This window comes from Streptomyces coeruleorubidus, from assembly GCF_008705135.1.
GTDB lineage: Bacteria > Actinomycetota > Actinomycetes > Streptomycetales > Streptomycetaceae > Streptomyces > Streptomyces coeruleofuscus.
The window spans coordinates 2,002,349-2,014,621 of the sequence record NZ_CP023694.1; the positions used below are offsets into that span (position 1 = coordinate 2,002,349).

The following is a 12,273-nucleotide window of genomic DNA, read 5'->3' on the forward strand; positions in this document are numbered from 1 at the left end:
CTGTCGCGGAGCGCCCGTGCCGGGCGGCGAGGGACGCGCCCGGCCTGCCGGGGTCACCGGCCTCACCACACGCCCGCGCCACACCCCGACACCCGCACGCCAAGGGGGCGTCTCCCGCTCGGGAGGCGCCCCCTCTGTCCGTTGCCGGTTACAGCGCGACGCCGAGCAGCGCGTCCACCGCGCGGGAGACCACCCCGGGGGCGCCCTCGTCCGTGCCGCCGTGCTGCTCCTGCCGAGCGGTCCAGCGGTCGACCGCGGTGAGTGCGGCCGGGGCGTCCAGGTCGTTCGCGAGGGCCTCGCGGATCTCCTCCACGAGCGCCTCCGCCGGCGGTCCGTCGGGCCGGGACACGGCGGCCCGCCAGCGGCCGAGCCGGGTGACGGCGTCCTGGAGGACCTGGTCGGTCCACTCCCAGTCGGCGCGGTAGTGGTGGGAGAGCAGCGCGAGCCGGATGGCGGCCGGGTCGACGCCGTCGCGCCGGAGCTTGGAGACGAAGACCAGGTTGCCCTTGGACTTGGACATCTTCTCGCCGTCGAGGGCGACCATGCCGGCGTGCACGTACGCCTTGGCCATGGGGAACTCGCCGGTGAGGGCCTGGGCGTGCGAGGCGCCCATCTCGTGGTGCGGGAAGGCCAGGTCGGAGCCGCCGCCCTGGATGTCGAAGCCCATGCCGAGGTGGTCGAGGGCGATGGCCACGCACTCGATGTGCCAGCCGGGCCGTCCGCGCCCGAGCGAACCGCCGTCCCAGCTGGGCTCGCCCTCCCGGGCCGCCATCCACAGCATCGGGTCGAGCGGGTTCTTCTTGCCCGGCCGGTCCGGGTCGCCGCCGCGCTCGGCGGACAGCAGCCGCATCGCCGCGGCGTCCAGCCCGGAGACCTTGCCGAAGTGCGGGTCGGACTCGACGGAGAAGTACACGTCGCCTTCGAGCTCGTACGCCGCGCCCATGTCCCGCAGCCGCTCGACGAGCGGGACGATCCCGGGTATCGCCTCGACGGCGCCTATGTACTGCCGCGGCGGCAGCATCCGCAGGGCCGTCATGTCCTCGCGGAAGAGGGCCGTCTCCTGGTCGGCGAGCGCGGCCCAGTCGATGCCGTCGCGCTGCGCCCGCTCCAGGAGCGGGTCGTCGACGTCGGTGACGTTCTGGACGTAATGAACCTGCCGCTTGGTGTCGAGCCACACGCGCTGCACGAGGTCGAACGCGTTGTAGGTCGCCGCGTGACCTATGTGTGTGGCGTCATACGGGGTGATGCCACAGACGTAGATACGGGCGACGGGACCGGGGTCGAGGATGACCAGACCGCCGGTGGCGGTGTCGTGGATCCTCAGGTCGCGGCCCTGACCAGGCAGGGCGGGGACCTCGGAAGCGGGCCAGGCATGCATGCCTTGAGCCTAACCGGACTGAAGTTCCATATACGAATGGGAGCGGCCGGACGGCCGAGAAGGCGCTCTTGCGGCGAACCGGCGGCTGTGCTGCTACACGGGTGGCCAGGGGATCGCAGGCCACTCCCCGCTCGGCTCCGGATGCTTCCCCGAGGCGAGCAGCGCGCCGACCCGCGCGCGTGTGGCGTCGATCTCCGCGCCGGTGATCAGCGGCTGGAGCCGGGCGGCGAGGACACCGCCCTCCTCCAGGTCCTTCCTGAGGCCTTCGAGGACGTCGACGGCCTCCCGCGTGAGGGTCTCCCCCGCCCACCCCCACAGCAGGGTCCGCAACTTGTTCTCGACGTTGAAGGTGACCCCGTGGTCGATCCCGTACAGCCGCCCCTCGCCGGTGGGCAGCAGGTGCCCGCCCTTGCGGTCGGCGTTGTTGAGCACGGCGTCCAGCACCGCGAGCCGCCGCAGCCGCTCGTCGTCCGCGTGCACGAGGAGCGCGGTGCGGCCCTCGCCGACCTCGGCGAAGCCGATCGCCTTCCAGCCCGGCTCCGGTTCCTCACCGTCGACCAGCGCGAGCAGCTCCGCCTCCGGCGCCGCCTCGACCCAGAGCTGGCACATGCCCTCTCCGTAGGGGCCGTCGCGCAGCACCGTGGGCGGGACCAGGCCCCAGCCGGTCGCCTCGGAGACCTCGTACGCGGCGACCTCGCGCTGGGCGAGCGTCCCGTCGGGGAAGTCCCACAGGGGCCTCTCCCCGGCGACCGGCTTGTAGATGCAGGCGGCGTCCCGGCCGTCGTGGGACACCGTGCAGTACAGGGCCGCGTTGGACGCCTCACGGATGCGTCCGCGCACGGTGAGTTCGCCCCGGGCGAGCAGTTCGTCGGCGTCGGGAGGAGGTGTCACGCTCCGCGGCGGTATCCGTTCTGGCGCGGACATACGTGTCCTTCCGGGTCGAGCGGGAGGCTGCACAGCGGGCACGGCGGCCGCCCGGCGTTGACGATGTCGAGGGCGCGCTTGGCGAAGGCCCTCGCCTGCGCTCCGGTGAGCCGTACCCGCAGCATCGGGGGCCCGTTCTCCTCGTCCTGGAGCAGCCGTTCCTCGGCCTCGGCGAGGTCCTCCTCGGTGTCGGCGTCGAGCTCGACGAGCGCCTGCGCCTCGACGATCATCAGCTGCTCCTCACCGTCCCAGGCGAGCGCCATGGTGCCGACCCGGAACTCCTCCTCGATGGGGGTGTCCAGCGGAGCGGTGTCGGTGATCTCCGACGGTGCGACGGCGGGGACGGCGGCGCTGCCTCCGCTACGGCGTACGACCTCGTCGAGCAGTTCGTCCATGCGTTCGGCGAGTGCGGCGACCTGGGTCTTCTCCAGGGCCACGCTGGTCACCCGGGAGCCGGCGGTGGCCTGGAGGAAGAACGAACGGCGCCCGGGCAGTCCGACCGTGCCGGCCACGAAACGCTCCGGATGGTCGTAGAGGAACACCTGACGGGACACGTCCTGTCTCCATTGGAATCGTGGGGGCCGTGTGGCCACGGCACTGCTGCGACCGCTTCACCCTACTGCGGCCGACGATCACGGTGCGCCCGCACCACCCCCGACGGGGGCCTCGTCGCCCGGCGGTTCCTCGCGCGGCACCAGGGACGTGAAGTCGCCCGTGTCGCCGAGGCGGACGAGAAACGGCCGCAGTCGTGTGTAGCGGATCGCGGTGATGGAACACGGTTCAACGGAAATCCGCTGGAAGAGGTCCAGATGAAGTCCGAGTGCGTCCGCGACGAGCGACTTGATGATGTCGCCGTGCGAGCACATGAGGTAGACGGCGTCGGCGCCGTGGTCGCGCTCCACGCGCGCGTTCCACTCGCGTACGGCCTCGGCGGCGCGTGTCTGCATGGCCCGCATCGACTCCCCGCCGGGGAACGCCGCCGCGGAGGGGTGCGCCTGCACGACCTCCATCAGGGGCTGGTCCTTCAGCTCGTCGAGCTTGCGTCCCGACCAGTCGCCGTAGTGGCACTCGCCGATGCGCTCGTCGGTGTGCGGGGCGAGTTCCGGCCGGGCCTGGAGCAAGGGCCGGAGCGTCTCCTGACAGCGCTGGAGCGGGCTGGTGACGATCTCGGCGAGGGGCAGCTCGGCGAGCCGCCCGGGCAGCGCGGCGGCCTGTGCCGCGCCGCGTTCGTCGAGGGCGACACCGGGCGTCCAGCCGGCGAGCAGTCCCTCGGTGTTGGCGGTGGAACGTCCGTGCCGGACCAGGATCAACGTGGGCATGCGGTCCAGCGTAGGCGCACGCGCGCGTACGGTGTCCTTCGAGTGACGGGAGAGTCTCTTCGTGATCGTCGACTGTGCCATCTACCGCGACGGACATCGGTCGGAGGGGCCGGAGGACTTCTCCGACGCCCTGGGTGAGGCCCGTGCGGCGGGCGGTTTCGTGTGGATCGGGCTGCACGAGCCGACGGAGCGCGAATTCGACCATGTGACCCAGGAGTTCGGGCTGCACCCACTGGCCGTCGAGGACGCCCTCAAGGCCCACCAGCGGCCCAAGCTGGAGGTGTACGACGACTCGCTCTTCGTGGTGCTCAAGCCGGTGACGTACGAGCCGCAGAGCGACACCGTCTCGGCCGGCGAGCTCATGATCTTCCTGGGCGACTCGTTCGTCGTGACCGTCCGGCACGGCGAGGGCGGCCCGCTCAAGGCCGTACGGCAGCGGCTGGAGCACGAGCCGGAGCTGCTGGGCAACGGCCCCACCTCCGTGCTCTACGCGGTCGCCGACGCCGCCGTCGACCACTACCTGGACGTCGCGATGGAGCTGCAGGCCGACCTGGAGGGGCTGGAGGCGGAGGTCTTCTCCCCGGACGACGGCGGCTCGCGGCACACCGCGTCCCGGATCTACAACTTCAAACGGCAGGTCCTGGAGTTCCGCCGGGCGACCGGGCCGCTGGCCCTGCCGATGAGCCGGCTGGCGGGCACGGCGCCGTCCGGTGTGGCGGTGCCGTTCGTGGACGACCGGGCGCGGCCGTTCTTCCGGGACGTGAGCGACCACCTCACGCGCGTGAACGAGTCCGTGGAGAACCTGGACCGGCTGGTGTCGGACATCCTCTCCGCGCATCTGGCGCAGATGAGCGTCCGGCAGAACGACGACATGCGGAAGATCTCCGCGTGGGCGGCCATGGCCGCGATCCCGACGATGATCGCGGGGATCTACGGCATGAACTTCGAGCACATGCCCGAGCTGCGCTGGGAGTGGTCCTACCCGGTGCTGATCGTGGTGATGGCGGTTCTCGAGGTGCTGGTGTTCCGGCTGTTCAAGCGCCGGGGCTGGTTGTAGACCGGGCCTGTCAGGCGAACTCGGGTGCCGCGGACGCGGGTCCGCCGAGGGCGTCGCGGCGCTCGGGCATCCTCAGCGACACCATCCGGCGCCAGCCGCCCAGCCGTTCGTACGCGTACATCGCGTGGATGCCCGCCGCGAGCACCGCCGACTTGGGCCTGGACCAGCCGAGGATGCGGCCCATGTTCGCCATGACCGCGAGGCTGACGTCCCGGTAGATCCGGATCTCGGCCAGCGCGCACTCGCGCAGGGTCCGCTGGATGACCCGGCCGTGGCCCGCGTGGGCGAAGCGCAGCAGTTCCTCGTGGCAGTAGGCGAGGTGGTTGTCCTCGTCGTCGGAGATCTGCCGGACCGCCCGGCCGATGTCGGGGTCGTCGGCGAAGTACTTGCGGAGCAGGTCCATCTGCTCGGAGGCGCGCTGTTCGGTGACCCTGCTGTGCGAGAGGTACGTGACGATGTCCTGGACCGTGAGCCGCTCGTCGCGCTTGAGGTGCTCGTGCGCGAGGCCGATGCCGTTCTTCTCCAGGAGCATGGTGTAGTCGGTCTCCGGCGGGACCGGGACGGGGTCGAGGCCGCGCTTCTTCATCAGGGCGTTGAAGATCCGGCCGTGCTTGTCCTCGTCGGCGCCGTGCCGGGTGATCTTGGGGGCGAGTTCCCGCTCGCTGTCGGGGACGAGCGCGGCGATCCGGGCGTTCTCCCAGCCTCCCTGGGACTCACCGCTCGCGGCGATGGAGCAGAACAGGGCGAAGGACTCGTCGTTGGCGAGGATCTCCTGGAACACACTCTTGGCCGAAAGCATGGTGAGCACCTCTCCCGCGCTCGTGCGCGTGCTGCGTGACTCCGCAGGATTCCGCCGAGAACGAGTCAAGTGCGGGGTGGCAGGTGGTGCAACAGGTACGTCGGACAAGTCCGCCGAATGGAGGACACGCAAGACCGGCATCGCCGCGGGCGGTCGTGCCACCGGAGCGAGGCGGATCCCGGCGTAACCGCCGGGGGGCGCACGGCGTTGTTCCGCGTGACGGCCGTGGCGGGGAAGACCCCCGAGCCCCCACCACGGCCGCAGACAACTCCGCCGGGTCAGGCGAGCCCGGCGCGCTCCAGGGCCTGCGTGCCGGCGCGGAGGGACGCGAGCCGCTCGTCGAGCGTGAAGCCCGCCGGGGCGAGGCTCAGGGTGGTGACGCCGGCCTCCGCGTAGGCCTTCATCCGGTCCGCGATCCGGTCGACGGAACCGAGCAGCGTGGTCTTGTCGATCAGCTCGTGCGGTACGGCGGCCGCGGCGCCCTGCTTGTCGCCGGACAGGTACTTGCCCTGGATCTCGGCGGCCTCCTTCTCGTACCCCATGCGCTGGGCGAGCTGGTTGTAGAAGTTCTGCTTGGGGCTTCCCATGCCGCCGACGTACAGCGCGGTGTAGGGGCGGAAGGTGTCGGCGAGCGCGGCGACGTCCTTGTCGTCACCGACGGCGAGCGGGACGGTCGGGCAGACGTCGAACCCGTCGAGCGTCTTGCCGGCCTTCTCGCGCCCGGCGCGGAGGTACTTGATCGTGGTTTCCTCGAGGTGGTCGGCCGACGGGAAGATGAGGAGCGCCCCGTCGGCGATCTCGCCGGTCTGCTCCAGGTTCTTCGGGCCGATCGCGGCGATGTACAGCGGGATGTGCTCGCGCTGCGGGTGCACGGTCAGCTTGATGGGCTTGCCCGGGCCGCCGGGCAGGGGGAGCGTCCAGTGCTGCCCCTCGTAGGACAGGCGCTCGCGCGTCATGGCCTTGCGGACGATCTCGACGTACTCACGCGTGCGTGCCAGCGGCTTGTCGAACTTGACGCCGTACCAGCCCTCGGAGACCTGCGGGCCGGAGACGCCGAGGCCGAGGCGGAAGCGGCCGCCGGAGAGCGAGTCGAGGGTGGCCGCCGTCATGGCGGTCATCGCGGGCTGGCGGGCCGGGATCTGGAAGATGGCGGAGCCGACGTCGATGCGTTCGGTCTGGGCGGCGACCCAGGTCAGTACGGTGGCGGCGTCGGAGCCGTAGGCCTCGGCGGCCCAGCAGACGGCGTATCCGAGCCGGTCGGCCTCCTGGGCGACGGCCAGATTGTCCGCGTCCATTCCGGCACCCCAGTAGCCGAGGTTGATACCGAGCTGCATGCCGAATCCCCTTACCGATCAGTAACGTGCACGTGCGGAGACCTTAGCGCGCGGCTCGGTGGGGGCCTAGCCGTGGGCGGTCGTGCCGGACAACTCGCGGCCGGCCCCCGGAAATCGGCCGTCCACAGCCCCCCACACGGAAGGCTCTGGCCAGTAATCTCGGCGTTCATGGAGCAGAGGCATCTCGGCCGCACCGGCCTGCGTGTGTCCCGGATCGGGCTCGGCACCCTGACCTGGGGACGGGGCACCGACGAGCACGACGCCGCGGACCTGATGAAGACGTTCTGGGAAGCGGGCGGGACCCTCGTCGACACCGCGGACGTGTACGGCGACGGAGAGGCCGAGTACCTGCTCGGCAGGCTCATGGACGGCCTGGTGGCCCGCCGGGACCTGGTCATCTCGACCAAGGCCGGCAGCGTGCCGGACCCCGACCGCCGCTTCGACACCTCCCGCGGCCATCTGCTCTCCGCGCTGGACGCCTCGCTCTCCCGGCTCGGCACCGACTACGTCGACCTGTGGCACGTGCACGCCTTCGACCCGGACACCCCGCTGGAGGAGACCCTCCACGCCCTCGACCTCGCGGTCGCGAGCGGGCGTGCCCGCTACGCCGCCGTCTCCAACTTCTGCGGCTGGCAGCTGGCCAAGGCCGCGACCTGGCAGCTGGCGGCCCCCGGCACCCGGACCCGGCTGGCGGCCACGCAGCTGGAGTACTCGCTGCTCCAGCGGGGCGTCGAGCGCGAGGTGCTGCCTGCGGCGCTGGACCTGGGCATCGGGCTGCTGCCGTCCTCGCCGCTGGGGCGCGGGGTGCTCACGGGCAAGTACCGGGGCGACACGACGCCGCCGGACTCGCGCGGTGCCTCGGAGCACCTCGCGCCGTTCGTCGCGCCCTATCTGGACGACACGGCGAGGCGCATCGTGGACGCCGTGACGACCGCGGCCGACGGTCTCGCGGTGACGCCGCTCCAGGTGGCGCTGGCCTGGGTCCGCGACCGGCCGGGGGTGACCGCGCCGGTCGTCGGCGCGCGCAACGCGCAGCAGCTCACGGCGGCATTGTCAGTGGAGACCCTTAGTCTTCCTGACGAGATCTGCCGGGCGCTCGACGACGTGTCGGCGCCCGTGCACCGCTATCCCGATCACGACTGGAGCACGCTGTGAGCACGGAGCCGGAGACCACGGAGGACGCCGAGCCGGGGACGCCGACCGGTGGTGCGCAGACCGGGGCCGCCGAGGAGGACGCGGCCGGTTCCGGTGAGGTGCCCGAGGCCGAGGTGACCGAAGGTGAGGCAACCCCTTCGGGTGAGGCACCCGCAGCCGAGGGGACCGAAGGGGACGCGGCCGCTTCCGGTGAGCTGTCCGCGGCCGAGGCCGAGCTGCGGGCCCAGCGCGCCGAGCGGGAGCGTATCGAGCAGCGCAAGGCCGAGAAGAAGACGCCGATCGAGGCCGGCACCAAGCTGAGCGGCAAGGCCGCCGATCTGCTCGCGGCCGTACGGGCCGTGGAGAGCGGCGAGAAGCCGGTCGCCACGGTCTTCGAAGACCCGGAGCCCGCCCCCCGGCGCTCCGCCCCGGAGCCGGTACGACGGCCGCAGCCGGTGGCCGCCGAGTCCGTCGCCGCGTCGACGGCTCCCGCACCGTCGGCGGTGCAGGCCGTACGGCAGGTGCTCGGCGCGGGCGGTGCTCCCGAGGCGCTCGCGCCGCAGGTGGCCGCGGCACTGGGCGAGGGCGCGGACGAACTGCTGCGCGCGGACCCCTGGCAGTTGTTGCGGGTCGCCGCCGTGCGGCCCGAGCAGGCCGACGGGTTCGCGCGGGCCCTGCTCGGCGCCGAGTGCGGTCCGGACGACGAGCGGCGGGGCCGGGCCGTCACCGTCTGGCTCCTCGAACAGGCGGCGCTGGCCGGGCACACCGCCCTGGAGATGCCGGCGCTCCTCGCGGCCCTGGCCCAGCGGGGCGTGCCGGACCCCGACAGCGCCGTGCAGGACGCGATCGCGGAGGGTGATGCCCTGGTCTTCCAGGACGCCCTGGAGGACACCGGTGCCGCGCCGGCCCGGACCGAGGAGGAGGGCACGGAGGAGGACGAGGAGCGTCCGGTCCGTGTCCTGGTCGGCCTCGAGCGGTACGCGCTCGCGGAGGAGAGCCTGGCCGACGGCCTGGCCCGGCTCGTGAACTCGGCGCCCAAGCAGGACGGTTCGGCCGAGGACTGGGAGCGGGCCGCCGCCGCGGCCCAGGGTTCGACGGGTGAGCTGCTCCGTGCGGTCGCCGCCCATGGCCTGGTCCTGCACACCGGCGGCGAGGCCTCCCTGACCGAGCCCGCGGCACTGCTGACCGCCGCGCACACCCTCGGCCTGCGCGCCTGGGCCGCCACCCACGGCCCGATCGGCCGCACCCGCTTCGCGGCCCTGCTGCACCGGTCCGAGACCGGTTCCGGCACCCCGTCCACCGACACTCGGTCACCCGGTGACCGCTCCCCCGTCGCCACCGTCGCCGGACTGCTCTCCGGTGCCGAAGGACCTGGCCGGGACGCCGACGGGGCGCTGGATCTGGATCTGCTGGTCGTGCTCGACGCGCCGCAGCTGGATGTCGAGACGGCCGCGCTGCTGACGGAGTCGCTGCCCGACGGGGCGCGGCTGGTGCTGGCCGGGGACCCGGGCGTGCTGTGGTCCGTGAGTCCGGGCAGGGTGTTCGCGGATCTGCTCGCGGCGCGGATCTGCCCGCAGGTCGCCTCGCGGCAGCCGGATCCCGGGCCGCTGGGCGAGCTGGTCTCCGGTATCGGCATCGGCGAGCTGAACCAGGTCGAGGCCCCCGGCAAGGAGGTCGTGATCGTGCCGGTGCGGGACGCGGGCGAGGCCGTGCACCGCACGGTGCAGCTCGTCGTGGACTCGGTGCCGCGGGCGATCGGCGTTCCGGCCGAGGAGACGCAGGTGATCACACCGGGGCACGGCGGCGCCGTCGGCACGCGCGCGCTCAACGCGGCGTTGAAGGAGCGGCTCAATCCGGGTCCGGGCCGCTTCGGCGGCTTCGACCCCGGTGACCGGATCGTCCACTCCCCCGTGCCGGGCCGTGCGCTGCCGGGCCGCGTGGTGAAGGCGGATGCCGAGGGGCTGCACCTGTCGTGCGAGGGCGAGGACGTCGTCGTACCGAAGGAGCGGGTGGAGCAGTCCGTGCGGCACGGCTGGGCGCTCACCGCGCACCAGGCTGTCGGGAGCCGGTGGCCCGCGGTGGTCGTGGTGCTGCCCGGCGATGCCGCGCAGGCCCTCAGCCGGCCGTGGGTGTACACGGCGTTCGGGCGGGCCGACCGCCATCTGTCCGTCGTGCACGGTGTGGAAAAGGCGTTGGCCAGGGCCGTGGCCGAGGTTCCGGCGAAGCCCCGCACGACCCGGCTTCCGGTGCTGCTCGCTCCGCAGATCAGCGGCTGACGACGACGGCGGTGGTCACGGGGCCGTCCCCCGTGACCACCGCCGTCGGGTGGCCGACGCGTGCGCTCAGCGGCGGTCCGCGTCCAGCGGCTCCAGGTCCTCGTCCTCGTCCAGATCGGTGTCGAGGTCCTCCTCCAGCTCCTCCGCGTCGTCGTCATCGTCGTCGTCGATGCCGATCTCGTCGTCGAAGACGGCACTGACGTCGAAGCGGCAGACGACGCTCTGCGGATCGACCTGCTCGAACGGCGCCTCCAGCCACTCGCCGGGGTCGGCCGGCTCCTCCGCCGCCGTCACCCACAGGGTGGAGTCGCCCTCCTCCAGTCCGAACTCCTTGTGCCGGGAGGCGATCTCGTCGGGTTCGAACTCGCCGAAGAGGAGGCCGAGCGCACCATGGATCGTCCCGGAGGCGGCCGGGCCGTTCTCGCCGTCCGCCGACTCGATCCGCTGCGCCTGCGCGAGCAGCCGCTGCGGCTCCCCCACCGCGTAGTCGCGGCGGATCAGTACGCTCAGCGCGTTCGGTTCCTCGGGCCCGGTGTACGGGGGCAGCGCGTCCTCCGTACCGGGGATCTCGAAGGGTGTGACCTCGTCATAACGGTCGTAGAGCAGTTCGTCGTACACCTCTGCGGCCGCGGCCAGCTGGTTGAACGCCTCGTAGACGGCCGGGTCGTCCTCCCCCGACCTGCGTTCGACCGCGGCCAGGTGGCGGTCGAGCGCGGTCTTGACCGCCTCGGCGGCGGCGCGTACCTCTGCAGCGGTGGGCTGCGCAGCATCAGACATAGTGCAGACGCTATCCGTACCAGGCCCCAGCCCGCACAATAGATGCGATGCCGGAATACGAATTTGTCGACGTGTACGTACCGCGCGGGGTCTCCCGCAAGGAGACGGCACGTCTGCTGACGGACCATGCCGAGTACGGACACTGGGAGTTGCACCGTCTGAGCCTGCTGCGCGACGGCAGCCGCAAGGTGCGGTTGCGCCGGCGGATCATCCGTCAGGTGCGGGCCACGTGGTGAGCTGAGACGGGCACTGGAGAAGTCACACGGGAGCGGGCCCCGCATCGACGGGGCCCGCTCCGTTTTCCGGGGGCTGTCTGGCCTGTCCGGGGCTGTCAGGCCGAGGTGCGCGCCTTGCGGTAGAGGATCGAGCCCGCCAGCAGCGCGCCGGCGCCGGCCGGCAGGGCGAGGCCGAGCGGCAGGTCGCTGCCGGTGCTGGCGAGCTGCGCGTCGCCCTTGGGCTGGGTGACGAACTGGCCGCCCGGCTGGTTGCCGTGCGAGGAGCCGCCCGGCGTCTCGCTGTCCGCGCCGGGCGTCGCGCCCGGGGAGCCGGGGTCGCCAGGGTTACCGGGGGTGCCGGGGTCGCCCGGATCACCGGGGTTTCCGGGGTGGCCCGGGTTCCCGGGGTCACCCGGGTTTCCGGGGTGGCCCGGGTTCCCGGGATCACCCGGGTTTCCGGGATCGCCCGGCTGCCCCGGGTTTTCGTTGCCGCCGCCGGGCGGGTTGCCGTGGTGCCCGCCGGAGCCGCCGTTCGCGCAGTCGTTGCCCGTGCTGGAGTTGCCCACGCCGACGACGTCGACGCTGTTGCCGCAGACGTTCACCGGCACGTGGATCGGCGCCTCGACGTGGTTGCCCGAGCCGATGCCCGGCGAGTCACCGGCATGGCCGCCGGCGTGCGAGCCGCCGTGACCGCCTGAATCGCCGTATCCCCCCGACGACGATCCTCCGCCCTGGTTGGCGCACGAGTTGCCCACCGACGGGTTGAGGATACCGATCACATTGACCGTGTTCCCGCAGACGTTGACCGGCGCGTGCACCGGCGCTTGCACCGTGTTCCCGGACAGCACGCCGGGCGAGCCCGAACTGGAGCCCTGCGCGCCCGAGTCGGCGTGAGCGGAGCCGCCCGCGGCGGCGATCACGCCGGTCGCGGCCGCCACGGTCATCAGACCCTTGCGGGTGACCTGTCGCATTCCTGAATACCTGCCTTCGGCCTGTCTCGAATTCTTCTCGAATTCCTCGAAAGAAGCGTTCGGTCCCGGAGTGCATGGCATGCACTCCG

Annotated in this window: 12 protein-coding genes; 4 read left to right on the top strand and 8 right to left on the bottom strand. The window is 72.3% G+C overall.

Features of this window, described 5'->3' with window-relative positions; genetic code table 11:
* Window positions 1–148: 148 nt before the first annotated feature.
* The 4 genes from mshC to CP976_RS09395 all read right to left on the bottom strand — a co-directional run bounded on the left by mshC (window position 149) and on the right by CP976_RS09395 (window position 3,621).
* On the bottom strand, window positions 149–1,378 hold the full coding sequence (mshC, locus tag CP976_RS09380; protein ID WP_150479916.1) for a cysteine--1-D-myo-inosityl 2-amino-2-deoxy-alpha-D-glucopyranoside ligase: 1,230 nt from the start codon (window positions 1,376–1,378) through the stop codon (window positions 149–151).
* Between the two features lie 93 nt (window positions 1,379–1,471).
* Complete coding sequence (locus tag CP976_RS09385) at window positions 1,472–2,302, bottom strand: SCO1664 family protein (protein ID WP_150479917.1); 831 nt, start codon at window positions 2,300–2,302, stop codon at window positions 1,472–1,474.
* A complete protein-coding gene (locus CP976_RS09390; protein WP_086839541.1) occupies window positions 2,266–2,856 on the bottom strand; it encodes a DUF3090 domain-containing protein in 591 nt (196 codons plus the stop codon). The genes CP976_RS09385 and CP976_RS09390 overlap by 37 nt, the downstream gene beginning before the upstream one ends.
* 78 nt (window positions 2,857–2,934) lie before the next feature.
* Window positions 2,935–3,621 carry a histidine phosphatase family protein gene (locus CP976_RS09395; protein WP_150479918.1) on the bottom strand — a complete coding sequence of 229 codons (687 nt, stop codon included), beginning with the start codon at window positions 3,619–3,621 and terminating at the stop codon, window positions 2,935–2,937.
* A gap of 61 nt (window positions 3,622–3,682) precedes the next feature.
* On the opposite strand from CP976_RS09395, the gene corA reads away from it, so the two are divergent.
* Complete coding sequence (corA, locus tag CP976_RS09400) at window positions 3,683–4,678, top strand: magnesium/cobalt transporter CorA (protein ID WP_150479919.1); 996 nt, start codon at window positions 3,683–3,685, stop codon at window positions 4,676–4,678.
* A 10-nt stretch (window positions 4,679–4,688) separates the two neighbouring features.
* Here corA and CP976_RS09405 read toward each other — a convergent pair whose 3' ends face one another.
* On the bottom strand, window positions 4,689–5,477 hold the full coding sequence (locus CP976_RS09405; RefSeq protein ID WP_150479920.1) for a ferritin-like domain-containing protein: 789 nt from the start codon (window positions 5,475–5,477) through the stop codon (window positions 4,689–4,691).
* A 278-nt stretch (window positions 5,478–5,755) separates the two neighbouring features.
* Complete coding sequence (locus CP976_RS09410; RefSeq protein WP_150479921.1) at window positions 5,756–6,811, bottom strand: LLM class F420-dependent oxidoreductase; 1,056 nt, start codon at window positions 6,809–6,811, stop codon at window positions 5,756–5,758.
* Between the two features lie 168 nt (window positions 6,812–6,979).
* Here CP976_RS09410 and CP976_RS09415 point away from each other — a divergent pair, with 168 nt between their 5' ends.
* Window positions 6,980–7,966 carry an aldo/keto reductase gene (locus CP976_RS09415; RefSeq protein ID WP_150479922.1) on the top strand — a complete coding sequence of 329 codons (987 nt, stop codon included), beginning with the start codon at window positions 6,980–6,982 and terminating at the stop codon, window positions 7,964–7,966.
* Window positions 7,963–10,221, top strand: coding sequence for a helix-hairpin-helix domain-containing protein (locus tag CP976_RS09420; RefSeq protein WP_150479923.1), 2,259 nt, complete (start codon window positions 7,963–7,965; stop codon window positions 10,219–10,221). The genes CP976_RS09415 and CP976_RS09420 overlap by 4 nt, the downstream gene beginning before the upstream one ends.
* A gap of 66 nt (window positions 10,222–10,287) precedes the next feature.
* Here CP976_RS09420 and CP976_RS09425 read toward each other — a convergent pair whose 3' ends face one another.
* Window positions 10,288–10,998 (bottom strand): hypothetical protein, encoded by a 711-nt coding sequence (locus CP976_RS09425; RefSeq protein WP_150479924.1) that lies wholly within the window; start codon window positions 10,996–10,998, stop codon window positions 10,288–10,290.
* A gap of 47 nt (window positions 10,999–11,045) precedes the next feature.
* Between CP976_RS09425 and CP976_RS09430 the strand changes: the two genes are divergently transcribed.
* A complete protein-coding gene (locus CP976_RS09430; RefSeq protein ID WP_010045410.1) occupies window positions 11,046–11,234 on the top strand; it encodes a DUF5703 family protein in 189 nt (62 codons plus the stop codon).
* Window positions 11,235–11,329: 95 nt separating this feature from the next.
* Here the strand turns inward: CP976_RS09430 and CP976_RS43255 are convergent, their stop codons facing one another.
* Window positions 11,330–12,184 (bottom strand): chaplin family protein, encoded by an 855-nt coding sequence (locus CP976_RS43255; protein WP_150479925.1) that lies wholly within the window; start codon window positions 12,182–12,184, stop codon window positions 11,330–11,332.
* Window positions 12,185–12,273 lie beyond the last annotated feature (89 nt).